Origin of the sequence: Pantoea sp. B65 (assembly GCF_047308185.1) — a bacterium.
Lineage (GTDB): Bacteria > Pseudomonadota > Gammaproteobacteria > Enterobacterales > Enterobacteriaceae > Erwinia.
Map to the genome: position 1 here is coordinate 59,813 of NZ_JAHXPU010000039.1, position 24,660 is coordinate 84,472.

26 protein-coding genes are annotated in these 24,660 nt (G+C 52.1%); 13 read left to right on the forward strand and 13 right to left on the reverse strand.

Annotation, left to right across the window (positions count from 1 at the left end; translation table 11 throughout):
* Nucleotides 1–482 precede the first annotated feature (482 nt).
* The gene (gene ompC, locus JWF83_RS18575) at nt 483–1,586 is read left to right on the forward strand and encodes a porin OmpC (RefSeq protein ID WP_413651890.1); all 1,104 of its coding nucleotides are present in this window, start codon (nt 483–485) and stop codon (nt 1,584–1,586) included.
* A 211-nt stretch (nt 1,587–1,797) separates the two neighbouring features.
* Here the strand turns inward: ompC and JWF83_RS18580 are convergent, their stop codons facing one another.
* Nucleotides 1,798–1,995 carry a hypothetical protein gene (locus JWF83_RS18580; protein WP_413651891.1) on the reverse strand — a complete coding sequence of 66 codons (198 nt, stop codon included), beginning with the start codon at nt 1,993–1,995 and terminating at the stop codon, nt 1,798–1,800.
* A gap of 494 nt (nt 1,996–2,489) precedes the next feature.
* Between JWF83_RS18580 and apbE the strand changes: the two genes are divergently transcribed.
* The 4 genes from apbE to JWF83_RS18600 all read left to right on the forward strand — a co-directional run bounded on the left by apbE (nt 2,490) and on the right by JWF83_RS18600 (nt 6,885).
* Nucleotides 2,490–3,527, forward strand: coding sequence for an FAD:protein FMN transferase ApbE (gene apbE / locus JWF83_RS18585; RefSeq protein ID WP_413651892.1), 1,038 nt, complete (start codon nt 2,490–2,492; stop codon nt 3,525–3,527).
* A gap of 37 nt (nt 3,528–3,564) precedes the next feature.
* The gene (gene alkB / locus JWF83_RS18590; RefSeq protein WP_413651893.1) at nt 3,565–4,206 is read left to right on the forward strand and encodes a DNA oxidative demethylase AlkB; all 642 of its coding nucleotides are present in this window, start codon (nt 3,565–3,567) and stop codon (nt 4,204–4,206) included.
* A 156-nt stretch (nt 4,207–4,362) separates the two neighbouring features.
* Nucleotides 4,363–6,015 (forward strand): multidrug ABC transporter permease/ATP-binding protein, encoded by a 1,653-nt coding sequence (locus JWF83_RS18595; RefSeq protein WP_413651894.1) that lies wholly within the window; start codon nt 4,363–4,365, stop codon nt 6,013–6,015.
* Nucleotides 6,016–6,075: 60 nt separating this feature from the next.
* Entirely contained in the window at nt 6,076–6,885 is an 810-nt protein-coding gene (locus tag JWF83_RS18600) for a hypothetical protein (RefSeq protein WP_413651895.1), read from the forward strand.
* A gap of 190 nt (nt 6,886–7,075) precedes the next feature.
* Here JWF83_RS18600 and JWF83_RS18605 read toward each other — a convergent pair whose 3' ends face one another.
* Nucleotides 7,076–7,957, reverse strand: a complete 882-nt coding sequence (locus tag JWF83_RS18605; RefSeq protein ID WP_413651896.1) for a LysR family transcriptional regulator — start codon at nt 7,955–7,957, stop codon at nt 7,076–7,078.
* A gap of 99 nt (nt 7,958–8,056) precedes the next feature.
* Between JWF83_RS18605 and JWF83_RS18610 the strand changes: the two genes are divergently transcribed.
* The gene (locus JWF83_RS18610; protein WP_413651897.1) at nt 8,057–8,563 is read left to right on the forward strand and encodes a phenolic acid decarboxylase; all 507 of its coding nucleotides are present in this window, start codon (nt 8,057–8,059) and stop codon (nt 8,561–8,563) included.
* Between the two features lie 19 nt (nt 8,564–8,582).
* On the opposite strand, the gene JWF83_RS18615 is transcribed toward JWF83_RS18610, so the two are convergent.
* The 5 genes from JWF83_RS18615 to JWF83_RS18635 form a co-directional block, all read right to left on the reverse strand.
* The gene (locus JWF83_RS18615) at nt 8,583–9,377 is read right to left on the reverse strand and encodes an amino acid ABC transporter ATP-binding protein (protein ID WP_413651898.1); all 795 of its coding nucleotides are present in this window, start codon (nt 9,375–9,377) and stop codon (nt 8,583–8,585) included.
* Nucleotides 9,361–10,287 carry an amino acid ABC transporter permease gene (locus JWF83_RS18620; RefSeq protein ID WP_413651899.1) on the reverse strand — a complete coding sequence of 309 codons (927 nt, stop codon included), beginning with the start codon at nt 10,285–10,287 and terminating at the stop codon, nt 9,361–9,363. Before JWF83_RS18620 ends, JWF83_RS18615 begins: the two co-directional genes overlap by 17 nt.
* Nucleotides 10,288–10,297: 10 nt before the next feature.
* Entirely contained in the window at nt 10,298–10,810 is a 513-nt protein-coding gene (locus JWF83_RS18625; RefSeq protein ID WP_413651900.1) for a GNAT family N-acetyltransferase, read from the reverse strand.
* A 10-nt stretch (nt 10,811–10,820) separates the two neighbouring features.
* On the reverse strand, nt 10,821–11,762 hold the full coding sequence (locus JWF83_RS18630; protein ID WP_413651901.1) for an ABC transporter substrate-binding protein: 942 nt from the start codon (nt 11,760–11,762) through the stop codon (nt 10,821–10,823).
* Between the two features lie 330 nt (nt 11,763–12,092).
* Entirely contained in the window at nt 12,093–13,091 is a 999-nt protein-coding gene (locus JWF83_RS18635) for an LLM class flavin-dependent oxidoreductase (RefSeq protein ID WP_413651902.1), read from the reverse strand.
* Nucleotides 13,092–13,294: 203 nt separating this feature from the next.
* On the opposite strand from JWF83_RS18635, the gene JWF83_RS18640 reads away from it, so the two are divergent.
* On the forward strand, nt 13,295–13,459 hold the full coding sequence (locus JWF83_RS18640) for a hypothetical protein (protein WP_413651903.1): 165 nt from the start codon (nt 13,295–13,297) through the stop codon (nt 13,457–13,459).
* Between the two features lie 27 nt (nt 13,460–13,486).
* On the opposite strand, the gene JWF83_RS18645 is transcribed toward JWF83_RS18640, so the two are convergent.
* Complete coding sequence (locus JWF83_RS18645; RefSeq protein WP_413651904.1) at nt 13,487–14,167, reverse strand: 4'-phosphopantetheinyl transferase family protein; 681 nt, start codon at nt 14,165–14,167, stop codon at nt 13,487–13,489.
* Nucleotides 14,168–14,630: 463 nt separating this feature from the next.
* On the opposite strand from JWF83_RS18645, the gene JWF83_RS18650 reads away from it, so the two are divergent.
* A complete protein-coding gene (locus JWF83_RS18650) occupies nt 14,631–16,529 on the forward strand; it encodes a hypothetical protein (RefSeq protein WP_413651905.1) in 1,899 nt (632 codons plus the stop codon).
* Between the two features lie 69 nt (nt 16,530–16,598).
* Here the strand turns inward: JWF83_RS18650 and JWF83_RS18655 are convergent, their stop codons facing one another.
* Both JWF83_RS18655 and JWF83_RS18660 read right to left on the reverse strand, forming a co-directional pair.
* On the reverse strand, nt 16,599–16,805 hold the full coding sequence (locus JWF83_RS18655) for a hypothetical protein (protein WP_413651906.1): 207 nt from the start codon (nt 16,803–16,805) through the stop codon (nt 16,599–16,601).
* 160 nt (nt 16,806–16,965) lie between these two features.
* On the reverse strand, nt 16,966–17,379 hold the full coding sequence (locus tag JWF83_RS18660) for a DUF2000 domain-containing protein (protein ID WP_413651907.1): 414 nt from the start codon (nt 17,377–17,379) through the stop codon (nt 16,966–16,968).
* A gap of 131 nt (nt 17,380–17,510) precedes the next feature.
* Between JWF83_RS18660 and JWF83_RS18665 the strand changes: the two genes are divergently transcribed.
* The 5 genes from JWF83_RS18665 (at nt 17,511) to JWF83_RS18685 (ending at nt 22,099) form a co-directional block, all read left to right on the forward strand.
* A complete protein-coding gene (locus JWF83_RS18665; protein WP_413651908.1) occupies nt 17,511–17,981 on the forward strand; it encodes an Lrp/AsnC family transcriptional regulator in 471 nt (156 codons plus the stop codon).
* 204 nt (nt 17,982–18,185) lie between these two features.
* Nucleotides 18,186–19,001, forward strand: coding sequence for a transporter substrate-binding domain-containing protein (locus JWF83_RS18670; protein ID WP_413651909.1), 816 nt, complete (start codon nt 18,186–18,188; stop codon nt 18,999–19,001).
* Between the two features lie 21 nt (nt 19,002–19,022).
* Entirely contained in the window at nt 19,023–20,531 is a 1,509-nt protein-coding gene (locus JWF83_RS18675; protein WP_413652138.1) for an amino acid ABC transporter permease/ATP-binding protein, read from the forward strand.
* 9 nt (nt 20,532–20,540) lie between these two features.
* On the forward strand, nt 20,541–21,263 hold the full coding sequence (locus JWF83_RS18680) for a GntR family transcriptional regulator (protein WP_413651910.1): 723 nt from the start codon (nt 20,541–20,543) through the stop codon (nt 21,261–21,263).
* Nucleotides 21,263–22,099: an urea carboxylase-associated family protein gene (locus tag JWF83_RS18685; RefSeq protein ID WP_413651911.1), complete on the forward strand. Its 837-nt coding sequence runs from the start codon at nt 21,263–21,265 to the stop codon at nt 22,097–22,099. Before JWF83_RS18680 ends, JWF83_RS18685 begins: the two co-directional genes overlap by 1 nt.
* A 101-nt stretch (nt 22,100–22,200) precedes the next feature.
* Here the strand turns inward: JWF83_RS18685 and JWF83_RS18690 are convergent, their stop codons facing one another.
* The 3 genes from JWF83_RS18690 to JWF83_RS18700 all read right to left on the reverse strand — a co-directional run bounded on the left by JWF83_RS18690 (nt 22,201) and on the right by JWF83_RS18700 (nt 24,511).
* Nucleotides 22,201–22,536, reverse strand: a complete 336-nt coding sequence (locus tag JWF83_RS18690) for a hypothetical protein (RefSeq protein WP_413651912.1) — start codon at nt 22,534–22,536, stop codon at nt 22,201–22,203.
* Nucleotides 22,537–22,718: 182 nt separating this feature from the next.
* Nucleotides 22,719–24,245 carry a sodium:solute symporter family protein gene (locus JWF83_RS18695; RefSeq protein ID WP_413651913.1) on the reverse strand — a complete coding sequence of 509 codons (1,527 nt, stop codon included), beginning with the start codon at nt 24,243–24,245 and terminating at the stop codon, nt 22,719–22,721.
* On the reverse strand, nt 24,242–24,511 hold the full coding sequence (locus JWF83_RS18700; RefSeq protein WP_413651914.1) for a hypothetical protein: 270 nt from the start codon (nt 24,509–24,511) through the stop codon (nt 24,242–24,244). Before JWF83_RS18700 ends, JWF83_RS18695 begins: the two co-directional genes overlap by 4 nt.
* Between the last annotated feature and the right edge of the window lie 149 nt (nt 24,512–24,660).

Here is a 24,660-nt window from a genome sequence, read left to right on the forward strand (position 1 = left end):
AAAGCTCGGTTAATTTTAAAGCGGAAATGAAGTTTACTCTTAATGACAATTGGTAAAAAAAGACAAAAAAAAGCCGAACAAAAATGTTCGGCGGGAAATAACGGTAAAACATCTCATTCGGGGTGAATGAAGGTAATGATCAAATAAAAATGATGATAGCGGATACATTCTATAACCTGATGAGTGATTGGTTTTATCATTCAGTGCTCAAAAGAGTAAACCTGTGTAACTATATGAAATATAAAAGTTAAATTTATTTATGTCATTAAGTGCTATATTTTTTAGCTATGAGTGCTGTGTGAAAGTTCCGCTATATTAACATTTAGAAATATGTATCTTTCACTTTGAAACAGTTTCGGAAATTTAGTAGCATTTTCTTTATAGCATATTACTTCCCTCAAATTGACAATGAATTGCCGGCTGAATTTTAAAAACGTTCAGCACGCAGTGGTAAATAAGGCACATAACTAGAGGGTAATAAAATGAAACTTCGAGTTCTTTCCCTGATGGTCCCAGCGATGCTGATCGCCGGTTCAGCGGGTGCAGCAGAGATCTATAATAAAGACGGCAACAAATTAGATCTCTTCGGTAAAGTCGATGGCTTACACTACTTTTCTGATAACAACAGTAACGACGGTGATCAGTCCTATGTGCGCTTTGGTTTCAAAGGCGAAACTCAGGTAAATGACCAGGTGACCGGTTATGGTCAGTGGGAATACCAGGCCGCTCTGAACACCGCTGAGTCTGAAGGGACGGCCAACAGCTTTACCCGTGTCGGTTTTGCCGGTGTGAAATTCGGCGATGCCGGTTCTTTCGACTATGGTCGTAACTACGGCGTGATTTACGATGTCAGTTCATGGACTGACGTACTGCCAGAGTTCGGCGGCGATACCTATGGCTCTGACAACTTTCTGTTCCAGCGCGGTAATGGCATGGCCACCTACCGTAATACCAACTTCTTCGGTCTGGTGGATGGCCTGAACTTTGCCGTGCAGTACCAGGGCAAAAACGGCAACTCGACTGAATCGCCAAATGGCCGTGATGTGCTGGGGCAGAATGGCGATGGCTGGGGTCTGGCGACCACTTATGATATCGGTGGCGGCTTTAGCGCCGGTGCGGCAACCTTCTCTTCTGACCGTACTAACGACCAGAACAGCGCGGCAGTGCTGGGTGACGGTGATAAAGCCACGGCTTACACCGGTGCTTTGAAATATGACGCCAACAACGTCTATCTGGCGGCGATGTACACCCGCTCATTAAACGCCACCCGTTTCGGCAGCAGCAGCGGTACCGCTTACGGCTATGCTGATAAAGCGGATAACTGGGAACTGGTTGCTCAGTACCAGTTTGACTTTGGTCTGCGTCCGTCACTGGCTTACGTGACTTCACGCGGCACCGATGTTGAAAATTATGGCAAACAGAACCTGAAAAAATATATCGACGTCGGCACCACCTACTACTTCAACAAAAACCTGTCTACCTATGTTGATTACCAGATCAACTTGCTGGATGACAACCAATTTACCCAGGATACCGGTATCAATACTGATGATACCGTCGCACTGGGTCTGGTTTACCAGTTCTGACAGCCAACGGGGGCGCCATGGCGCCCCCGTTTTTTTCTGCCCGCATCACGCCTTTTCCCTTTTCCCTTTCCCCTCACCCTCCGCGACTCGGGTTATTGACTTTACACTAACCGCCAGCGCCAAATGATTATGGTGTTTTGCATTCCAGGAACACCGGCAATTTTCTTTTCCTGCAAATCGACGATACTTTGTACCGGACTATTCACTGGTACTAAAAATTCATCCAGCGCCATTTTTTCACTGGCAGGGTTGTAGCCGATGATGTTAAACCGTCCGCGTTCGTCGGCGGTGCGGCCAGCTGACTGCCGGTCATACCTTCGAACGCCAGTCCACCGAGGGTAAGGGCGGAGTACTTCATCAGCTGGCGATGCAGTAGATGACTGGTTACCGCTTTTTTATCTTCGCTCATGGTCTGCTCCCGGCTGGTTAATCTGCTGCGCGCAGTTGTCTACAAGACAAAAAACATTAAGCAGAAGTTGTGCCAGGTTGATGAACGGCAGGGTACAAAGGGATTGAAAGCAGCGGGTTAAGATTGCTGGCATCGATTTGGTGCAGGCTGTTCCGCGATGGTGCTTTAGCAGTGAGATAAAAAGCCCCGGGAAGCCGGGGACTGGCTGGAGACTAGCGATTGCGCTGGCGGGTAAGCACTTTAGCGCGGGTCTCTTTATGGTGTTTGTAGCCGGAGTAAATCACCAGGCCTGCGAGGATCACGAGGAGCACGATATTTTGCATATAAGTCTCCTTTGTAGCTTGTCGTTATGCACAGATAACTGGCAGTGAGATCGTTGTCCTGGGCACTATTCTGGTCAGGCACAGCCCAGGGGTCAAGGCGGTTGCTGCCACTTTACAAATACTTAAGTTGCTGAAATTTATGTTAACAAAGAGAAACAAAAGGGAAACTGTATGAAGGGTTATGTGCTGCGATTTTCATTTTTATTGGCATGTTTAACTGTTTCAGCTTGCGATAAACCTCAGGCGCTGACGGATTCTCCGCTGGTGCTGGAAGGGAAAACCATGGGGACATACTGGCGCGTCAGCCTGGCCGGCGTCGATAGTTCACGGGTCGTGGCGCTACAACAATTCATTCAGCAGCAGCTTGATGAGGACGATCATCAGCTGTCGACGTGGAAGAAAGATTCCGTGCTGTCCGGCTTCAATCAGTATCGTGGCGCTGAGCCGCAGCCGATTAGTGAAAATATGGCGCAGATCGTCAGTGTGGCGCTGCGTATTGGCAGACGGACCGCAGGGGCGATGGATATCACCGTGGGGCCACTGGTCAATCTGTGGGGTTTTGGGCCGGATAAGCAGCCCATCCGTACGCCATCGCAGGCCGAGATTGACGCTGCGCGCGCGCTGACCGGTTTACAGCACCTGAAAGTGATCCAGAGCGGGGAGGGGCAGTGGCTGCAAAAAGACCTGCCCGGACTGTATGTCGATCTCTCTACTATGGGGGAGGGCTTCGCTACCGACCATCTGGCCCGTCTGATGGAAAAGGAAGGAATCAATAACTATCTGGTCTCGGTCGGCGGCGCGGTGCTGACGCGCGGTAAAAATGCGGAAGGCAAAGCCTGGCGTGTTGCCATCCAGAAACCTACCGATAAAGAGAGTGCGGTACAGGCGGTGGTTGATTTACAGGGCCATGGCATCAGTACCTCGGGCAGCTATCGCAACTATTATGAACTGGATGGTAAACGCATCTCCCATGTAATTGACCCGGCAAGCGGGCGGCCAATTGAGCATAAGCTGGTATCGGCGACGGTGATCGCCACCACCGCGCTGGAAGCGGATGGCTGGGATACCGGGCTAATGGTGCTGGGCACGGAGAAAGCGAAACAGCTGGCGATCCGGGAGAAACTGGCGGTGTATCTGATCACCAAACAGAATGATGATTTTACCAGCTGGATGTCGCCGCAGTTTGCGGCATTTCTGCAGAAACAATAAGTCACCGGTCACCATCTGACCGCTACAGGAGGGGACAATGCTGGATTTATTTGCCGATGATGCGCCCTGGTCCGAGCCGCTGGCCGAGGGGGCGGTTATTTTGCGCCGGCTGGTGCGTGACGAAGGGGCTGAGCTGCTGGCATTAGTCCTGGCGGTGGCGGCGCAGAATCCCTTTCATCACCGTATTACCCCCGGCGGGCACCGTATGTCTGTCGCCATGACCAACTGTGGCGACCTGGGCTGGTCGACGGATGCGCGCGGCTATCAATATACCGCCGGCGATCCGGCCAGCGGACAACCCTGGCCGCCGATGCCGGCGCGTTTTCGCCAGCTGGCGACTGCCGCCGCCGCCAGCGCTGGCTTTGCTAATTTTCATCCTGACGCCTGTCTGATTAACCGCTATGAACCCGGCGCTAAGCTGACGCTACATCAGGATAAAGATGAAAAAGATCTGCGACAGCCGATTGTCTCGGTATCGCTGGGCTTACCGGCAGTATTCCAGTTCGGTGGGTTTGAGCGCGGCGATGCCACGCAGCGCGTACTGCTGGAACATGGTGATGTGGTGGTGTGGGGTGGTCCGTCGCGCCTGCGCTTTCATGGCATCCTGCCATTAAAAGCGGGTGTGCATCCGCTGGCCGGAGCTTATCGCTACAACATTACTTTTCGCCGTGCGCATTAATCGCCGTATCGCATCCTGAAACGCTATCCCGGCGCGGCAGTCATCCCGCCCGGCCCATGATTGGTCGGTGCAATAGTCTCAGGAATGAGAATTATTATTGCTATCGATTCGCTTCTCATTAAACTGCAGACAGCTTTTATTGATCGGGAAGTTGTTATGGAGTTGCTTTACGTTGTTTATAAGCAGTACCGCTGGCCCTTTATTATGGTGATGGTACTTAGCCTGCTCAGCGCCGTGCTGGGAATTGGGCTGATTGCTTTTATTAACCGCGAGTTAATTGTTACCGTTAACTCGTCGCTGCTGGTATTGCCGCAGTTTTTAGCTTTACTGCTGCTGTTAATGGCGGTCACCTTCGGCGCTCAGCTGGCGCTGACGCAACTGGGGCACCACTTTATCTATCGTCTGCGTGGCGAATTTATCAAACGCATTCTGGATACCCGCGTTGAACGGATTGAACAGATTGGTAATGCCCAGTTACTGGCCGGTTTAACCAGTGATGTGCGCAATATCACCCTGGCGTTTGTTCGCCTGCCTGAACTGATCCAGGGGATTATCATTACGGTTGGCTGCGCCGCTTATCTGGCGTGGCTGTCACCGAAAATGATGCTGGTTACCACCGTTTGGGTGGCGGTGACGGTGACTGGCGGCTGGCTGCTGGTATCACGTGTTTACCGTCATCTGGCAACGCTGCGGGAAACCGAAGATCGTCTGTATAAAGATTACCAGACGGTGATCGACGGTCGTAAAGAACTGGCGCTGAATCGCGAGCGCGCGCAACAGATCTATTATCAGGTCTATCAGGAAGATGCGAAAACCTACCGTCACCATATTGTGCGTGCCGATACTTTCCATCTCAGCGCGGTGAACTGGTCGAATATTATGATGCTCGGCGCCATCGGGCTGGCTTTCTTTATGGCCAACAGCCTTGGCTGGGCAAACACTGCGGTAGCCGCGACCTATTCACTGACTTTGCTGTTTCTGCGAACGCCGCTGTTACAGGCGGTGGGGGCATTACCGACGCTGCTGAGTGCGCAGGTGGCGTTTAATAAACTGAAGACCTTCCAGCTGGCTGAGTATCATGAAGCGTTCAGCGCGCTGCCCGCGTCAAAAAACTGGCAAACGCTGGAATTACGCGATGTGGTGTTCCATTATGGCGACAGCGGCTTTGCCGTGGGGCCGATCAATCTGACGCTGAAACGCGGCGAACTGGTGTTTCTGATCGGTGGCAATGGCAGTGGTAAATCAACGCTGGCGATGTTGCTGACCGGATTATATCAGCCGGTTTCCGGTGCGCTGCTGCTCGATGGCGAAGAGATTGGCGCCGACCGTCTCGACGAGTTCCGCAAACTGTTTTCCGCGGTGTTTACCGATGTCCATCTGTTTGATCGCCTGATCGGGCGCGAAGGGCTGCCAGCCGATCCGGCGCTGGTACAACAGTGGCTGGTACGGCTGAAAATGCAGGATAAACTGCAGCTGGAAGGCAATAAGGTCCTGAATCTGCAGTTGTCGAAAGGGCAGAGCAAGCGCCTGGCGCTGTTGCTGGCTACCGCTGAGCAGCGTGATATTCTGCTGCTGGATGAGTGGGCGGCCGATCAGGATCCCCATTTCCGGCGTATTTTCTACCGTGAATTGCTGCCGTGGTTGCAGGGGATGGGCAAAACAGTTTTTGCCATCAGCCATGATGATCACTACTTTATTCATGCCGATCGCCTGCTGGAGATGCGCGACGGCCAGCTTAGTGAACTGAGCGGGCAGGAGCGTGAGCAGGCGACGCTGGATGCGGTAAAACGCACCGATACTGCCGGTTAGCAGGCCGCGTGCGTCAATAACCGTCCGCTTTGTCGCTTTTTTCTCAGCTGAGGATGCGTGATGAATATACAACAGATGATGTTGTTAATATTGACTGCTGCCCTTTCAGCCGCACTGCTTTACTGGCTGCATAAAAGTAAAAAGATCGATAAATGGCTGGCGATAAGTATGTTTATCGCGTTGCAACTGGTGGGGAACCAGGTGGCGCACAGTGATTACCTCAGCGCCGGCCCGCTCACCCTGCAGCAGCAGATCGGCGCGAGTCTCGATCGGCTGCCGGTAATGGTTACCCTGAAGGAAAAAGATCCGGCAACGCGCCAGCGGCTGGAAAACGCGGTGCTGGCTGCGATGGCGCAAGGGATGAGTAAGTACCAGGCGCTGGAGCTGGTGCAGCCAGAGATCGCCGAAGCGATCGGCAAACGTCTGCCTTTTGCGCCGGATGCACAGATCAATCAGTATATGGCGGTGACGCTGTTGCAGCTTAACGAGTTGCAGGACAAAGGCGGAAAACTGTGCTTTCAGTTTCTGTTTCCTCACAGCGCTGGCGCAATTGATGCGACAAAATATAATTCCGCCTCCGTGCTGATGCAGCGCCTTGAAACCGACAATCGGCTGGTTGCGGCATCGTATCAACAGCCGCAGACGAATAGTGAACAGGATTTGCAGCAGGCCAGCGCGCAGATGCAGCATATCGCGCTGCAACTGGCCAGAAAGTATGGTGATGACCTGAAAATGCTCACCCCGCCGCAGCGCAGTGATGTTGACCATCAGCAGGTGTGCCGCATTGTCAGCGACCTCTACCAGCGCGTAATGGCGCTGCCTGCTGCGCAGTCGGCAGCGCTATTACGCATTATGCTGCGCCCTTCGTGAATGACTGATGCGTTTAACGCATATATTCTGATGATATTGTTATTAGTCAATGGTATAGCAGGCGATTAAGCTGTAGTCAGACCCGGGCGGCAGCGCCTGCGTCTCGTTAACTTTCCCGTCGTCTTGCCAAATGGTTACTGCCGGCTTATCACCTTGATAAGCCGGCTTTTTTATTGTCTGTCACCGGCTATCAGCGGGCCGGCTGGTTAAACAGATCGAACAGGGTGGCAATCTCGCTATCCCACGGCAGGTTATGCTGGCGGATAATCAGATGCAGCGCGGTTGCCCGTCTGGCGCCATGACGCAAGGGCAATATTTTTAATTCACCCTGCGCCAGCAACGAGGCAATCCTCTCTTCCGGTAGCCAGCCGTAGCCCACCTGATGCACCACCGCTTCTATCGCCGCTTCAACGGTGGTAAAGCTCCAGCTCTCCGCCAGCGCCGGCTCTGTCTGCTGATCCTGCTGCTGGCGATCGGTAATTTTAATCAGCGGATAACCGGTCAGCTGGGCGCTGCTTAACGGCGCCGGCTGAGCGTGCAGGGCATGCTGTGGATGCGCCACCGCGACGAAATCAATATTCATCAGCCACTGGCCGTGACCCTGTGCATCCTGATTACGCGTCAGTACCAGCAGGTCGGCCGGACGTTCGGCCACTCTGGCCGGGCTCTCGCTGTTCAGCACCTCGGTAAGATGCACCTGGGTTAATGGATGCTGCAACTGGAAGCGCCGCAAAATATCGAACAGGCGTGGCCGGGGGAAAATACTGTCCACCACCAGATCAATGCGTGCACGCTGCCCGGCTTTCAGGCCGCCGGCGCGTTGCTCAATCTGATAAAAGTCATGGAGTAACGGGCGCACCTGCGCCAGCAGCAACTCTCCGGCCGGAGTCAGTACTGCACGCCGCCCCTCGGGGCGCAGCAGAGGGATCCCCAGCCGCTCCTGCAACAGCGCAATATTGTAGCTAACGGAAGACTGGCTACGATGGACCGCCTGCGCGGCCAGCGCAAAACTGCCGAGATCCACCACCTGTTGCAGCAGCGCCCACTGCTCCAGCGTACTTTTAGGTAACATAAATTATCGAATTTTTAGATAAGTTAGCGCTAAAAGTAGCGTTATTTATCGAATAAATAAAGCGTTAAGCTGACGTTATCGAAACAGGAGAAAACAGTCATGAGTCAGTTTGATAAAAATGATTTGAGCGGGTTTACCGGTAAACACCTGGTGTATACCTATGATAATGGCTGGAATTATGAGATCTATGTGAAGAATGCCAGCACGCTGGATTACCGTATTCACAGCGGCATCGTCGGTAACCGTTGGGTAAAAGACCAGCAGGTTTATATCGTCCGCGTGGCCAGCCAGGTGTATAAAATTTCCTGGACTGAGCCTACCGGCACCGATGTCAGCCTGATTGTTAACCTGGAAGATAAGATTTTCCACGGCACTATTTTCTTCCCGCGCTGGGTGATCAACCACCCGGAAAAAACCGTCTGTTTCCAGAATGACCATCTGCAGGAGATGGCGGCATATCGTAGCGCCGGTCCGACTTACCCGACCGAAGTGATCGATGAGTTCGCCACCATTACCCTGGTGCGTGATTGTGGTGAAAATGATGATGCCGTGATTAACTGCGCCGCCAGCGAGTTACCGGCGAATTTCCCGGCTAATCTGTTGTAATAAAGCGGGCGGCCGCGGTTCAGAGTACGCTGGCGAGGAAACGCCGGGTGCGCGGATGCTGCGGCTGAGTTAATACCTGCTGCGCCTGTCCCTGTTCCACTATTTTACCATCGACCATAAACACCACCCGGTCGGCTACTTCCCGGGCAAAGCCAATCTCATGGGTCACTACCACCATGGTGGTGCCGGATCGCGCCAGCTGTTTAATCACATCCAGCACTTCGCCAACCAGTTCCGGATCCAGCGCGGAAGTGGGTTCATCAAACAGCATCACCCGTGGATTGAGCGCCAGTGCCCGGGCGATAGCAATGCGCTGCTGCTGGCCGCCGGAGAGTTGACGCGGCCAGGCATCGGCTTTATCACGCAGGCCAACGGTCTCCAGCAGCTGATATGCCAGCGCGATCGCCTGCGCCCGGCGCTGTTTTTTATGCGCAATCGGCGCTTCGATAATATTCTCCAGTACCGTCAGATGGGGGAACAGATTGAAGTTTTGAAACACATAGCCGACCTCAATACGCTGGCGCAAAATGGCGTTCTCTTTCAGCTCATGCAGGCGGTCGCCTTTGCGCTGGTAGCCAATATAATCGCCGTCGATCTGAATAAAACCTTCATCCACCCGCTCAAGATGATTAATGGCGCGCAGCAGCGTCGATTTTCCCGACCCCGAGGGGCCGAGGATCACCGTAACCGAGCCTGGCTCCAGCTCCAGCGACACCTGATCCAGCGCTTTATGGCGGCCAAAACTTTTGCTGACCTGGGTAATGCTAATCTGGCCACGAACGGCGGTTGTTGCGTAATCAATGGCTTCTGACATGGCTGACTCCCTGCGACAGGCTGTGCCGTAGCAAACGTTGACGGATTTGACGCCAGAATGGCGGATGCGGACTACGGGTGGCGCTGCGTGCCAGCCAGCGTTCAACGTAGTGCTGGATAACCGACAGGACCGTGGTGACAATCAGGTACCATACCGCCCCCACCATCAGCAGCGGGATCACCTGTTGCGTGCGGTTATAAACCATCTGAATGGTGTAAAACAGCTCCGGCATCGCCAGCACATAAACCATCGCCGTGCCTTTCGCCAGGCTGATGACCTCATTAAAACCGCCAGGAATAATGGCGCGCAGCGCCTGGGGTAAAATAATGCGCAGGGTGCGGCGGTGCGCCGGTAAACCGAGCGCCATCGCGGCTTCAAACTGCCCTTCGTCGACCCCGAGAATGCCGCCACGAATTATTTCCGCGGTGTATGCCGACTGCACCAGCGTCAGGCCAATCACCGCCGTAGGAAACTGCCCCAGCACATCAATGGTCTGATAACTGGCAAATACCAGCGGCGTAAACGGGATACCCAGCGACAGGGTGTCGTACAGATAAGCGAAGTTATACAGAATGATCAGCACCACAATCAGCGGCAGTGAACGAAACAGCCAGATATAACTCCAGGCGAGGCCGCAGAGCAGCCAGGAGGGGGAGAGGCGCGCCAGCGCCAGTACGGCGCCGAGAATAATGCTAAACAGAGTGCCGAGCAGCGTCAGGAGCAGGGTTTGCGCCAGCCCGTGCAGGATCACCGGATCAAACAACCAGCGCGCAAATACCGCCCATTCCCAGCGTGGATTCAGTGCTACGGACTGGATCACCGCGGCGAGAATAAACAGGGCCAGCAGCGCGCCCAGCCGCCGCAACGGGTAGCGGGCGGGCACGACGCGCAATATTGAGGTTGATTTCATTGGCGGCTCCTTAACTGGCGTCAGCAGTGGCCGTAATGCTTAACGGTTTGGTAAAACGCAGACGACCATCAAAAGGTGGCAGGGCGTAGCTTTCCGGATCGCGATAGATATCAAACTGTGGCTGATAGCCATGGGCCAGGTAGAGGCGTACGGCCTCCGGCTGGCGAAAACCGGTGGTCAGATAAACCTGCTGGTAACCGGCGCGTAGCGCACGGCGCTCCAGCTCCTGCAGGATCACCAGCGCCAGCCCCTGCCGACGCTGATCCCGGCGCGTCCAGATGCGCTTCAGCTCAGCGGTTTGCGCATCGAAAGCTTTATAGGCCCCCATCGCGATAATTTCGCCATCGCGCTCCAGCACAATAAACAGCCCCTGCGGCGGCAGGTACCATTCGGTCAGTTCCTCTTCTTTCTGCCGCGAGAAAAAGTCCCCGTAACGGGCGGCATATTCGTCAAATAATCCGCTAAGAATAGGTTGCAGTTCCTCTGCATCCGGTGACAGTTCACGAAATTGTGTCTGCGTCATGGTTTTCTCCTTAGTCGCCAAGTCCTGGCGGATTGATTTCTGACTGCCCAAGTCGCTCAACGCCTTCGCCCCAGCGGTTCAGCACTTTGTCGTAGGCGCCATTTTTAATCACGCCATTCAGCGCGATATTTACCGGCTGTACCAGTCCGTTGCCTTTTTTCAGCGTGACGGCGATATGCGCCGCTTTGGGCCAGCCGCCGTCGACGCTGCCGACCAGCCTGGTTTTGCCGGTCAGCGCCGCTTTCCATGCGCCAATCACGTTCGGACCAAAGTAAGCGTCAGCGCGTCCTGACTGCAACGCCAGGGTTTGCGCCGCATCATCTTTGCTATAAATCGGCGTAAAGGCTTTCAGCCCTTTGGCCTGATTGGCCTGGTCCCAGGCCAGCAATATCGCTTCCTGGTTGGTGCCGGAGCCGACAATAATCCGTAATCCGGCAATATCTTCCGCTTTATTTATCGCGCGAATGTTGCTGGTGGATTTGACATAAAAGCCCAGTGAATCTTTGCGGTAGGTGGCAAAATCGAATTTCTCTTTACGCTCTTTGGTTACCGTGACATTGGTGATGGCCGCATCATATTTGCCTGATGCCACGCCCAGCGGCCAGTCCTCCCACGAGGTCGCCACGATATTCAGCTCAAGGCCGAGGCTGTCAGCGACCAGCCGGGCGATATCCGCTTCACTGCCGAGCAGGGTTTTATTGTCATCAGAGAATAGCGTCAGCGGCGGTGAGTTCAGCCCGGCGATGGCCACGGTAAATTTCCCCGCTACCGCAAAGTGATGGCCGGGCGGGATGCTGGCGATGGCCTGTGGGTTTTTCTCCACATTAACCGGGACTTTATTGGCTTCCACACTAACGCCCTGGCCGTTGAGGCTGACCTCTTCCGCCTGACTCAGGCCACTGAACAGTAATCCGGAAAGCAGTGCGAGGGTAATAAATGGCTTTATCTTCATGATATCAGGCTCTTATTGTGCAGAAAATTGATTGGCAGGTGTTGCCAGAACCGGGCTGGCACGCCGGAGGGTTCCCGGGGATTCGCGATGCCGTGAAATAGCTGTCGTTGCGTTGCCATATTGTTTACCCGATGTTATTGGCCGGTAAATATTACTATTCCCGAGCCTGTCGATTTAGTAAAACAACAAATCTGGCAATTCACTGCCGTAATCATCAAAAGCAATGGCTAAAGGAGTTTAATTTTAACTTATTGTTATTTATGATTATTTTAATAATGGCTATCGCCGGAATTACTGCCGGCGATAGTTTTTAAATGGGGGAGGTGTTTTTTATGCGCTGACTAACTGATGAGTGGCCAGTAATTCCAGAGAGGTTAACCGACTATTACCGTCGCTGACAGGTGTATCAATAATAAATTCCCCGATATTAAATCGCCGCTGTAAAGCATCAAGCTGGCCATGTACCTGTTCGGCAGTGCCTTTAATTAATGAGACGCTACGCGGTTCAATCCGGCAATTTTCTTCGCCGGACTGGCGAATCCAGGTTTCAGCCTGCTCAAGGCTGGCGACGGTGACGCTCTGGCCGCCTGGCGTATGCACGCGATAATACTGCCGATCGCTGGCCAGTCGTTCAGCTTCAGCCGCAGAGGCGGTGGTGATCACCTGCACTGCCAGTATCGCGCGCTGACCGCCACTCTCCTGATGCCAGGCATTTAGCGCGCGGGTTTGTTCATCAATATCGCCATTCAGATGGGTGGCAAACACAAACTGCCAGCCGAGACTCGCCGCCAGGCGCGCGCTGCTTTCGCTGGCGCCGAGCAGAAAACGTTGCGCCGGGTGTGAGGGCAGCGGCGTGGCCTGCAAGCGATCCTGTTGTGGCGCAGCGTCATCGGGGCGCAGCCAGTGGTCGAGCTGAGCCAGCTGGGCGGCAAAATCCCCTTTCTCTGACTGATGCAGCCCCTGCTGCAATGCGCGGGTGGATAACGGCAGGCCTCCTGGCGCTTTACCGACGCCAAGATCAACGCGACCGGGGGCCAGCGAAGCCAGCAGATTAAAGGTCTCCGCCACTTTATAGGGACTGTAATGTTGCAGCATTACCCCGCCGGAGCCAACGCGCAGCTGGTGGGTATGTGCCAGAATCCAGGCAATCAGTACTTCCGGCGCCGGGCTGGCCAGCGCTGGCGTATTGTGGTGTTCCGCCAGCCAGAAACGATGAAACCCCCACTGTTCGGCGCGCCTGGCCAGTTCCAGCGTACCAGCTAACGCCTGCGACGGCGACTCGCCATCAGCAACCGGGCTTTTGTCCAGCAGGCTCAGTCGATAGGCCATAATAAGGATTCCTTAATTAGCATGAGTGTCGGCAATTATTGGAGTCGCTGACATTTCATGTAAAACAACAAATTTTGCTTTATGAAGTGATTTAACGGGATTAGTGCTATTGCCTGCTGACGAATTTCGTTGGCACAAATTGGCATTTGTCGGCGGCCGGCGGGCAGGTTTTAATGAACCTTCACTTGCCCGGGAGAGTAACAATGAAAGGTTTATGGCTGCATTTTACCCGTATGTTCCATGTACCCTCTGGAATGGCAACACTGGATAGTTGTCGCATTATTGAAGCAATGATGCCGATGGTAGAACTGTATGGCGTCGATATTCACGGACTGCCTTCGCAGCGTAAGGATATTGAACCACGTTAGTTGTGGTGTGTTTCAGGCGACGGCAGGTCAGAGATCATCAATAACCCATGTGGTGATCTCATCCTGCTGTTGTTGGAAATAACCGTTAAACAGGCGTCCGGCCTGCAGTTGCTGATTAAAGTCGCGGGTTAGCCTGAGCTGCGCGCGACCAGTTCGTCCATCCAGCGCCACAATCTCCGCACTGTGCAAATCCATAAATTGCCGTAACAAGGGAAACAACGCTTTATACAGACTCTCTTTTAACGAGAAAGTCAGTGTTAGCGCCTGCGCCAGCGATAACCCACACTGCTTTAATACCTGCTGCTCACTGGCGGAAGCGATGATGTCACACAATTCACCTGCGCTTTCCGTCGGGATAACGCGTTCGGCATCAACCCCGATCCAGCGCTGCGGTCGTGCCGCGGCGGTAATAATCACCGCTCGCTCAGCGGTGTGAGACAGCGAGCCGCAAATCCCCGCCGGCCAGACTGGCGCACGCTGCTGATCATTCTGCAGCAGGAAATCTTTAATACCAAAAGTTGCCAGCGCACGACGTGCGGCATAACGACTGGCAAGGTATTCCGCCCGCCGTTTTTTTACCGCTTTATTGAGATGCGTGGGGGGATCGATATCGCAGAGGGCGAACAGCGTATCGTCAAAATGGTGCAGATCAAAACGAATTTCGGTCAGATGCAGCCAAGGGAAGCCTTGAAGGCTGATCTCTTGCAACGAGCAAATAAACGGCGTCGGGGGAGATGATAGATCTCGTCGTTGATTTAACATAACTTGGTGAAAGTTAGAAAATGGTAGATAAATTACAGCAGTAATTTTGAATAACTTCAATGCGATATGGAAAATATCTGCGGTAGCGAAAGCGGATTATATGGTTATTAGAGTAAAATACCATAAATGATGATTTTTTAGCAGATGTATCTACAATAAAATCTTAAAAACATGGCCATTATAAATTTTATTTATTTTTTTCTAAATTACGTTTTAAGGTAAATTGTTTTTTATCAACAATTTTTTATTAGCCAATGGTGTTTTTTTTATTATATCAAAATGAGATTCTTATAATTATGGATGTTTGTATTTTCTTTTGGATGGTCTTGCAATGCTTCCTATATTTAAATAGCCAAGTGTTATTGTGGTGATGAATATATGAGTCAATGGTCAGAGACTGGAGGAGCATATGGCAGCGTCAGAAGATGAAAAAAAACTATTGGAATTAATGGCAGCAACTTTGACTTGCACTGATGTAAATTCATTAAGGAAACTTGATGGCATGTTTTCTGGTCAAAAAGTGAGCGTGATACAGTATGGTGTAGGGTTTATTGATGGTGGTGGTGATTTTTATTATGATAGTCATGATAAAAGTACAGATGATAATGGTATTACTGTGATTGTATCCAGTGGAGGTAGTCGCTGGAAACGTGAAGTGCATGGACAAATTAATTTATATTGGTCAGGGATTAGTGAGAAAAGTGACAGTTCAGGTGCTTTGCAAAAAACTATCGACTTAGTTGAAAAAATTGCAATTGATAATAAATCAGCTAGCGGGCTACCACAGATAATCATGCCAGCAGGGAAAAGAATTATTTTAAACAAGCAGATTAATGCAACTCCGTATATTAAATTAAATGCCCTCGGGCCGGTGTGGCTTGATTTTAGCCATTGCAAAACAGGAGAGGGGAATATGGGGTTTAGGGTAAAAAATGGCACAAAATTTGATGACGATATTGGCAAGATGTTTGCCAATCAGACGTCTTTTTTAGATGGGCCAATATTTATCCAGGGACCAGGGAAAGATAAATTAAGCAGCAGTACCGATTTCGCTATTGATTTCGGTAACAACGAAGAGGGACATTCACCATGTCGTAATGCACGCATAGATGGTGTAACGGTAACAGGCTTTGGTTGTGCATTTAATTTTCGTGGCATAAATACTTATTTAACCAATTTTCGGGATTGTCGTTTTGAAGGTAATCGTATAAATATTCGTATTTGCCCCCCCAAAACAATTGATTCTGGAGAGCGTATTTCATTCGATAATTGTGTTTTTTCGGGGTCAGGTATTCATTCTGGTACTAATGTGCCTGCTGATGAGGCCAGTGTATATATTGATGCTCCGGGTTTCGATCTTAATTTTTTTAATTGTTCTTTCGATTTTTCTTTTGGCGATGTAATCAAAATGGGGAACAGGCATGGTTATTTAAAACTTGACTTTCTCTCTTGCCACTTTGAAGAATGGGAGGGGTATTTTATAAATTCACCATATGACTCAATAGCAGGAGGGAATACTTCGGTTTATATATCGTGCTCAATTTTTCTACCGCGCTGTCAGCGTCGAGATGTTGCCAATTCTCCTTCGCGTCCGCTATTTAACTTAGCTGCTGGGATTGTTGTAAATATACAGGATTTTGAGATAAGGCATGAAGTCAGACCTTATAATGATGATCTTATGATGAGAACGATTGGATCGAAAGGCGGACTTAGGGTATCTGATTATGTTAAAGACCCATTTCCACATATCGTGACAAAAATTAATCATGATTATAATTTCTCTTATGATGATCTTGGGGTTAATTTCACGAACGAAATACCTTCTCTATGGTGGGCTCGTATGAGTGTTAATGCGATTACAGCCAAGGTTGTTGCAGTATCGATACCTGACAGCACTAATACTCATGCTGTTGAATTAACCTCAACAGCAAGTAGTGGTGCCTATTATGTCTTGCGATCTAAAGAAAAATTGCCAGTGCGTCCGGGGGAAATACTCGGTGCTTTTGCCGCACTCCAGGCATTGCAGGCAACTGGTCCAATAACCTGTACGCTAGAATTTTTCTTTTTCGATTATCAGGGAGTGCAACTGAGCGGCATTGGTAGCCAAAGTAAACAATATAATTTCAACAATGTTTTTGCTGACAGCAAGGTACCAAATTTCGATAAGGGGAACGATAGGAGTATCGCGATAACTCAGACTGGTTATTGGGTTCCTGCTGGCGCATCAGGTGCTGAAATACAGTTAACTATCAGTAACTTCATGGGAACGGTAAATCTGACACGTGCTGGTGCGTACTATGATATTTAACCATATGGGATTTCCCGGATCAGGCTGTATCGTAGATGGCATGTCCGGGAAAAAAGGGGCACCTTGCATTTAGTCATTCGGCGGAATTGCGAAGCCTTTTAGCGACACAATAAAATGATCATTTCCTTTGCTGATTTTGGCCCCTTTTTCACACCAGCGGCTGACGAGGCGAAAGAAGTCGTCGCTACCGATATCATAAGCCAGTTCGACTTTTTTAACCCCTGAATGTAATAACTCTTCGGCGTCTCTGGCGTTTTTTGCTTTCATAACAACCATGGTTGATGGTTCCGTGTTGGCAATTTTGAGCCAATAGAATAAGAAATATATATGACATTTTTATTTCAACCGGGTGAATTAGGATAATCGCCAGCATGATTTGCTACTGAGCGCCGCGCCAGCGCATCACGGCGATTGTGGCGCTGGCGGGTTGCACGGATTAACGCAGCAGTTTCAGGGCGCCGGTCAGCGATTTCACCCATTGCGCCGGGCCGCACAGTGCGATGCCGTCAAGGGGTTCCTGCGCCAGCTGGCGCTGGCTAAATTGCTGCGCATAGCCATTGAAATCGTGCATCTGGCGCGCAAAAGCCGGAAATACCACCACCGACTGCATGCCGCTGGAGCCCGCCGATTTTGCCAGTAGCTGCTGCAGGGTTTCGCTACTGGCTTGCAGGACGGCAATCGGCAGTTTTGAACTGACGTCAATTTCCAGCCCCGCCGCATCGTTTAGTTTGCCCCCCAGCAGCAGCGGAAAACGTGCCCCCAGCCCGGCAGAAAGGGTGGCGACAGTATTGGCGCTATAACCAGCAGACAGATCAGGGTTCACCACAATAGCTACGCGATAATCGTTCAATTTAATACTCCGGCAGACAGGAAAAGCTTATTTTATCGCTTCCGGCCGGTATATTTTTTCTTTCTCTGCGTTTAATTAGCTTTATCAGGTAATAATATCCGCTATTAACCTGTTAACCGGAAGGATTTACCATGGCGCTGGACAATAAAGAGATCACTCTGTTATCTGCATTGCAGGACGATGGCCGGATTACCAACCAGCAGCTGGCCGATAAGTCTGGTATGGCGGCATCGCCTTGCTGGCGACGCGTCAGGCAATTTGAACAGCAGGGGGTAATTCAGGGCTATCAGGCAACCCTCGACCGGCAGAAGCTGGGTTTTGGCATTCTGGCGTTTATTCGCATTAAGATTGACAGCCATGATGCCCGGCAGGCGATGCGCTTTGAAAGCGATGTGCGGCAGTTGCCACAGGTGATTGCCTGTTACGCCACCGCCGGCAGCTCTGATTTTCTCTTGCAGGTAGTCGAGCGCGACCTTGACCACTATTCCGATTTCGCCATGACGGTGATCCGGCGCCTGCCCGGTATTAAAGAGATGGAAACCACCTTTGTCCTGCGCGAAATAAAACCTCCGGCCGGATTACCGGTTGAGATGCTGCGTTAGTCTCCCCCGGCGTCGGGCAACTTGTCTGGCGTCGCAAGCTCCCTTTATTGGTGCATCGGGCGGTTTTTATGCCCCATTCTGGTTCAGTTATCCCCGGTTCATCGTTATCCGTCACTGGCTTATCGCCCGTTAATTCACTGTTTAAAATATTGGCATGATTACTGCTTTATGATTGTTCAACAAACAACACCAGAGGGCTCCACCATGAAAACGATGTTACGCATTGCATGTTTTGTTGCACCTGTGTTTTTCAGCGTGGCACAGGCTGCCACCCTTGTTCCCGGCAGCCTGACCATTGGCTCTGACCTGACTTATCCGCCTTATAACTTCTTAATACAGGATAAAGCTGCGGGCTTTGATGCCGAGTTTATGGCGTTAATCAGTGCGCCACTGAAGCTGAAACCGGTGGTAAAAGACACGCGTTTTGCCAGCCTGATCCTTGGGGTGAAAACCAATAAGTTCGATGTCATCGCCTCAACGCTCTATGTCACGCCGGAACGGGCGACCCAGGTGGATTTCCTGCCGTATATGAAAACCGGCGGCTCATTGCTGGTCAGCGCCAGTTCAGCCTTTGCCCCGCAAAAACCGGAAGATCTTTGTGGTAAGCGGGTGGCGTCAATCAAAGGCGGCGCCTGGATTGCGCGCCTGAATAAAGTCTCGACGGACTACTGCCAGCCAAAAGGTCTCGGCGCCATTGCCGTTCGCGAATTCCCGACGTCTCCTGAAGCCACTCAGGCACTGCTGTCTGCGGCGGTGGATACCCAGTATGAAGATGCGGCGGTGGCAAAGGCGACGGTTGAGAAAACCGGGCAACGTCTGAAGATCTCTTCGACACAGATGATCTATCCGGTAGTGGTTGGACTGGCGGTAAACAAGAGTAATCCGCAACTGCTGAGTGAGCTGAAAGCCTCATTTGCGCAGAAGGTCAGTGACGGCAGTTATCACGCGTTATTGCAGAAATATAACCTGCAGATGCCTGACGCGGATGAAACGGCAAAAGCGCTGGCAGGCACACTGTAATCCGCAGCCCCGGGAGGAATGATGCAATTTGACTGGCCTTACCTGATAAGTTTATTTCGCTATGCTGACTTCTGGCGGGCCAGCTGGCTGGTGGTGCAACTGAGCGTACTGACCTGGTTAGCGGGAATCATACTCGGCTTAGGGGTGGCGATTGCCAAACAGTCGCGCAATGCGCTACTGCGTAATATTGCCGCCTGCTATATCTGGCTGTTCCGCAGTTTGCCTCTGCTGGTACTGCTGATCTTTATTTTTAACCTGCCACAGATGATTCCGGCCACCAGCGCGCTGCTTTCCGACCCGTTTGCTGCCGGACTGCTGGCGCTGATCGTCAGTGAAACCGCGTATATTGCAGAAATCCACCGTGGCGGATTGCTGTCGGTTCAGCAGGGACAGTTTGAAGCCGGACGCGCGCTGGGGTTAAGCAGCACGCAAATTCGTCTCAGTATCATTATTCCGCAGGCTCTGCGTATTTCTCTGCCCACGCTGGTCAATGAGTTTATTACCATTGTAAAGATGACCTCTCTGGTCTCGGTGATCTCCTTATCCGAGATCCTGATGGTGGGGGAACGACTGTATACCGACAACTTTAAGGTGCTGGAAACGCTACTGGCGGTGGCTTGCTACTATGTACTGATTGTCACTCTCTTTGAGCGCTTATTCGGCTGGCTGGAGCGACGCTGGGATGTACAAAACAGAACGCCGGCCGCCTTTGATGCGGTGCAGGCGCGGGCTGGATTGCCGCCGGCGCCAGTGCAGGTACGCCACAGTCACAGCCCGTCAGCCAAACCGATTCTGCAATTAGCCGGTATCAGCAAGGCGTTTAACGGCAAAACGGTGCTGCATGATATTAGTCTTAGCGTAAAACCGGGTGAGGTTATCTCAATTATTGGCCCTTCCGGTTCGGGGAAAACCACCTTAATCCGCACCATTAATGGCCTGGAAAGCCTTGACCAGGGTAGCGTTGAGCTACTGGGGCAGCCGTTTATTCACGCCGGGCAGCGTGAGAATGCGTTGCCTTATCGGGCGCAGATTACCCGCCTGGGCATGGTGTTTCAGGGCTTTAATTTGTTCCCGCACAAAACAGTACTGGAAAATCTGCTGCTGGCGCCACGTCTGCATAATCTTGATCGTCATGAGGATCTGCGGCAACGCAGCCTCGCGATGCTGGATAAAGTCGGCATGCTGGAACATGCCACCAAATATCCGCATCAGTTATCCGGCGGCCAGCAGCAACGCGTGGCGATTGCGCGCACGCTGGTGATGAAACCGGCGGTGGTGCTGTTTGATGAGCCCACCTCCGCCCTGGATCCTGAGCGGGTCAGCGAAGTGCTGACGGTGATAGAGAAGCTGGCGCAGGAGGGGATCACTATGCTGATCGTTACCCATGAGATGAAGTTTGCTTTTGCCATCTCCGATCGGGTGGTGTTTATGGAGCAGGGACGTATTGAAATTGATGCGCCGCCGGCGGAGATCCGCCAGATGCGCGATCACCGGATTTTCCGCTTTATTGATGATATGGCAATGGCCTGAGGGAGAAGCATGAAAGGTTCAGCGGGCGAAGCACGCAGCTTAAGTATTGAGATACCCGAGCACCTGGATTTAGCCGGTTTACCCGCCTTTGAGCGCATCTCAATCCTGCTGCGGGAGAATATTATCAGCGGCAATCTGGTCGCCGGTCAGGCCCTGGCAGAGATCGAACTGGCGGCGCTCTGCGACAGTTCGCGCAATACCCTGCGTGAAGCCCTGCGTTTTTTACATGGCGAAGGGCTGGTGAATTATCACCAGAATCGCGGGGTATTTGTGCGTCAGCTCGATAAACGCGATGTACGCGATATTTTCAAGGCGCGTCGCCATCTGGAAGTCCTGGCGTTGACGGTAAACAGCCCGATCAGCGATTTCCATCTGGCGCGTATGCAGCAGCACCTGGATAAGGCCAGCCAGGCGGCGGCTGAAGGGCAGTGGCGCAGCGTCGGTACCCATAGCCTGCGTTTTCACCAGGCGATTGTGCAGATGCTGGGTTGTGCCCGTTTTAACGATTTTTTTAGTGTATTGCTGGCGCAGCTACGTCTGCTGTTTGCCAGCGGCGCCGGTGAGCGCGACTTTCAGCTGCCGTGGATTGCCCGCGATCGCCAGATCTGGACGTTGCTGTGCCAGCAACAAAGCGTAGCGGCATGCGGTGCGTTGACTGACTACCTCGACCACTCTGAACGCCAGCTAACGGCTACTTTTAGCTATCCCTTTTCACATGGAGAATCTTACTGATGTCGAATTATCCTGCGGCTTACCAGAGCACCTCCGGCTCGGCGTTAGATGTTGATCGCCAGTTCTATCAGGCACTGGCGCAAGGACCGCGTGAACTTACCGCCTCACATCTGATCCCGATCCGCACCGGCTTCGCCTGGGAAGTCCCGGCTGGCCATCTGTTCCGGATTACCACCCCGCAGGGACCGCAGGTGGGGGATTTAAATATCTGGAACCGCCACGATCCGCGCGAAAGAATGTGGGTCGCCCGTACCCGACAGTTACAGCGTGCGCACCTCTCCACTTTCGATCGCCTGTGGTCCAATTTGCCGTTTATCCGCCCGATTGCCACCATCACCGCCGACTCCTTAGCGGATTACGGTGTCGACAGCGATGGCGGTCGCGTGCACGACCTGCTGGGTACGCGCTGCGATCCTTATGTCAACAAGCTGCTGACCGGGGAAGACTTCGATTTTCATTGCCACTCAAATCTGGTGCGCGCGGTGCAGCCGTATGGCCTGACTGAATTTGACGTTCACGATGTGATGAACGTCTTTCAGTGCACCGGCCTGAATGATAATGACCAGTATTTTATGAAAGCCTGTCCGGCGAAAAAGGGCGACTATCTGGAGTTTTTCGCCGAAATCGATCTGCTGTGCGCGCTGTCGACCTGCCCGGGAGGCGACCTGTCGTTGCCGATGTGGGGAGACGAAGCGGAAGATACCCTGAAAGTATGCCGTCCGTTGGGCGTGGAAATTTACCAGCCGCAGGCGCAGTTGTTAGCTAACTGGAAACCACCGGTTTCCCCGGATTACCGTGGCAACCATGGTATGCAACTAAAACCGGTTAGCTGGTAATGATGCTGGCGGCTGTGGGATAAAAGCCGACCGCACTGCTGTTGAAGCGAATTTCAGCAGTGCGGTTATTGCGCTATTTCAGCAGATGGCGCGTAGCGGGTTTAGCTGAAGAGATATTTTGATAACACCGCGACCAGCATCGCGCCAGCCAGAGATCCGATGATCTTCCAGGTTTGTGCATTAAGCTGTTTGTGCAGGTCCGCTTTGTTTGACTGCATATCTTCCCGGGTCGCAACTTTATCTTTCAGGATCGCGACATCGGTTATTAGAGTTAGCATTCGCCCTTCCAGCTCTTTTACTCTTTGCAGCATGTTTTCACCTCCTTTGTGACTCTTGCCATATCGGCAGTATCTGTCAGCGATGGCGGGGCGCCCATCTGGTTGAGATACCTGCTGGTTAAGCATTAAGTTAACCACCGCATTATCTGTATCCATCATCGCAAAGTGCTCCTTGTGGTTGTCCGCCGGATTTTATGCGAATTAAGGCGGTTAAAAAAGCAACAAATTACGTCTGCGGAAGGTACCACGCAAAATAAAATGGTGAGGTGGCAGCCAGTTGCAAAACAGAGTGAGAAAAACCAGCTGTAATAGCTGGTTTTCGGTTTCGCAGGCAGATTGATTCAGTTGATGAGCGGTTTTCTGACGGTCTGCGGTGGTCTGTCAGCCAGCGCAAACAGTTCCTCCACTCTGGTCTTCTCTGCCGCATCAACGTGGATCAGCACGCCACAGGCAACAAATACCAGCAGGTTACCTGCCAGGCCGACAATACCGCTGGTAAGCGATCCCAGTTGCGGAATATCGTCCGGGAAGAATACCGTCAGCACAATAGCAATCACAATCCCGGTCAGCATACCCGCCAGTGCGCCTTGCTTATTGCCGAAGCGGCTAAAGATGCCGAAGAACAAAGGTACCGCCAGCTGGATAATCCCCTGATAGGAGATCTGCGCCAGCAGTTGCAAACGTGAATAGTTAAACGTCAGGTAAGCAAGCAGTGCTGCGGCGACAATAAACACCACCATGCCTGATTTAGCCAGTACCGTCAGTTGACGATCGCTACGCGGCTTGTTCCAGGTTGCCAGGTCATTAGCAAACTGGGTGCCACACACCTGCACGCAGCCATCCACATGACCGATACTTGCCGCCAGCACAATCACCAGCGCCAGCGCCAGCATCCAGGGACCGCCATGATCAAACAGCGCAGTGAAAAAGCCATTCTGCGGATTAGCCTGTACGTTAGCATCCTGGCTAACGGCGGTAGCGAACAGCATCAGGATGGCGTAAAAGCCCCCGACCAGCAGGATGGTCAGCAGCGTGCCTTTTTTTACTGCTTTGATGCCGCTGGCGGTGTAGATTCGCTGGAAACTCATCGGCCAGCACATGGAACCGACGACACCAGTGAAAATCAAACTAAACATATACCAGTCACCATAATGACTGCCTTCTGACCCCGGTACCTTTAGCATCTCAGGTGGCAAACTGGAGAGCTGACTGTAGCCGTGTTCACCGGTAAATAGCAGGATCACGCACATCACTGCACCCAGACCGTAAGCGATCAACCCCTGATACATATCCGTCATGATCAGACCGCGCATCCCCATACTGACGGTCCAGTACTGACGTAGCAGAATCAGCAGTACGCCCGCCACCAGGCAGGTGGTAACGCTCCAGCGGCCGAAGCTGGCAAACTCTACCAATAGCGCCAGCGCCTGGATGCCCATGACTACCCAGGGGAATACGCAGATAATGCCAATAATCGAAGCCACACGTTTTACCGCCTGGCTGTTATAACGCATACCGAGCAGATCAGGCTGAGTGGTTAGATTAAAGCGCTGCCCCCATGTCCAGGCACGTCGCGCCATCAGATACATCGCCGTTACGCCGAGAGTAGAATACACGGCGCCATAGAAGCCGATCACACCACTGACCGACAGGGCGAAAAAGGCGGTGAAGGTTGCGCCAGGCCACCATGAATTGGTATAGCTCATGGCGATATACCAGGGGCCATAGGATCGGCCTCCGACTGCGTAATCGGAGAACGAAGTGCTTTTACGATTGGTGGCGTAGAGCACCCCGATCATGATCGCCAGAAATAAGCCGATCATACCAAAGGTAATAAAATAGTGCGGTTCAGCAGCGGTGATATTCATGACAGTTCCTCATCCTCGGGTATTTCCCCGAATGCACATTCAGCGAGATACATGACCCAAAGGCCGATGCCAAGAAATAAGGCGATCGCCAGCCAGTAGAGGATAGGTAACGGTATTCCCATCAGCACCGTTGTACTGCCGCTAACACTTAAATATAAGGGGGGACAGAGCGCCAGCAGTAATAGCGCCAGCATATACACGGCAAAGATTTTGTTTTTTAAACTGATACGTGCGCGCAAATGTTGCGCCATAATTATGGAACTCATAACCACCTCCTGACATGGAAATTATTGCGTTCGCACTCCTTTACCTGCTGATTAACAGCATCTCTCCTCTGGTGTACGGCTATAAACAGCATACAACGATGACTCCTCAGTCAATATGTGGATACCGAAAAAACCTTTTTAAATAGAAA

Excerpts from the sequence above, each read along its gene's own strand:
- ompC (WP_413651890.1), top strand. The coding sequence starts at position 483 with ATGAAACTTCGAGTTCTTTCCCTGATGGTCCCAGCGATGCTGATCGCC.
- JWF83_RS18580 (WP_413651891.1), bottom strand. The coding sequence starts at position 1,995 with ATGAGCGAAGATAAAAAAGCGGTAACCAGTCATCTACTGCATCGCCAG.
- apbE (WP_413651892.1), top strand. The coding sequence starts at position 2,490 with ATGAAGGGTTATGTGCTGCGATTTTCATTTTTATTGGCATGTTTAACT.
- alkB (WP_413651893.1), top strand. The coding sequence starts at position 3,565 with ATGCTGGATTTATTTGCCGATGATGCGCCCTGGTCCGAGCCGCTGGCC.
- JWF83_RS18595 (WP_413651894.1), top strand. The coding sequence starts at position 4,363 with ATGGAGTTGCTTTACGTTGTTTATAAGCAGTACCGCTGGCCCTTTATT.
- JWF83_RS18600 (WP_413651895.1), top strand. The coding sequence starts at position 6,076 with ATGAATATACAACAGATGATGTTGTTAATATTGACTGCTGCCCTTTCA.
- JWF83_RS18605 (WP_413651896.1), bottom strand. The coding sequence starts at position 7,957 with ATGTTACCTAAAAGTACGCTGGAGCAGTGGGCGCTGCTGCAACAGGTG.
- JWF83_RS18610 (WP_413651897.1), top strand. The coding sequence starts at position 8,057 with ATGAGTCAGTTTGATAAAAATGATTTGAGCGGGTTTACCGGTAAACAC.
- JWF83_RS18615 (WP_413651898.1), bottom strand. The coding sequence starts at position 9,377 with ATGTCAGAAGCCATTGATTACGCAACAACCGCCGTTCGTGGCCAGATT.
- JWF83_RS18620 (WP_413651899.1), bottom strand. The coding sequence starts at position 10,287 with ATGAAATCAACCTCAATATTGCGCGTCGTGCCCGCCCGCTACCCGTTG.
- JWF83_RS18625 (WP_413651900.1), bottom strand. The coding sequence starts at position 10,810 with ATGACGCAGACACAATTTCGTGAACTGTCACCGGATGCAGAGGAACTG.
- JWF83_RS18630 (WP_413651901.1), bottom strand. The coding sequence starts at position 11,762 with ATGAAGATAAAGCCATTTATTACCCTCGCACTGCTTTCCGGATTACTG.
- JWF83_RS18635 (WP_413651902.1), bottom strand. The coding sequence starts at position 13,091 with ATGGCCTATCGACTGAGCCTGCTGGACAAAAGCCCGGTTGCTGATGGC.
- JWF83_RS18640 (WP_413651903.1), top strand. The coding sequence starts at position 13,295 with ATGAAAGGTTTATGGCTGCATTTTACCCGTATGTTCCATGTACCCTCT.
- JWF83_RS18650 (WP_413651905.1), top strand. The coding sequence starts at position 14,631 with ATGGCAGCGTCAGAAGATGAAAAAAAACTATTGGAATTAATGGCAGCA.
- JWF83_RS18655 (WP_413651906.1), bottom strand. The coding sequence starts at position 16,805 with ATGGTTGTTATGAAAGCAAAAAACGCCAGAGACGCCGAAGAGTTATTA.
- JWF83_RS18665 (WP_413651908.1), top strand. The coding sequence starts at position 17,511 with ATGGCGCTGGACAATAAAGAGATCACTCTGTTATCTGCATTGCAGGAC.
- JWF83_RS18670 (WP_413651909.1), top strand. The coding sequence starts at position 18,186 with ATGAAAACGATGTTACGCATTGCATGTTTTGTTGCACCTGTGTTTTTC.
- JWF83_RS18675 (WP_413652138.1), top strand. The coding sequence starts at position 19,023 with ATGCAATTTGACTGGCCTTACCTGATAAGTTTATTTCGCTATGCTGAC.
- JWF83_RS18680 (WP_413651910.1), top strand. The coding sequence starts at position 20,541 with ATGAAAGGTTCAGCGGGCGAAGCACGCAGCTTAAGTATTGAGATACCC.
- JWF83_RS18685 (WP_413651911.1), top strand. The coding sequence starts at position 21,263 with ATGTCGAATTATCCTGCGGCTTACCAGAGCACCTCCGGCTCGGCGTTA.
- JWF83_RS18690 (WP_413651912.1), bottom strand. The coding sequence starts at position 22,536 with ATGATGGATACAGATAATGCGGTGGTTAACTTAATGCTTAACCAGCAG.
- JWF83_RS18695 (WP_413651913.1), bottom strand. The coding sequence starts at position 24,245 with ATGAATATCACCGCTGCTGAACCGCACTATTTTATTACCTTTGGTATG.
- JWF83_RS18700 (WP_413651914.1), bottom strand. The coding sequence starts at position 24,511 with ATGAGTTCCATAATTATGGCGCAACATTTGCGCGCACGTATCAGTTTA.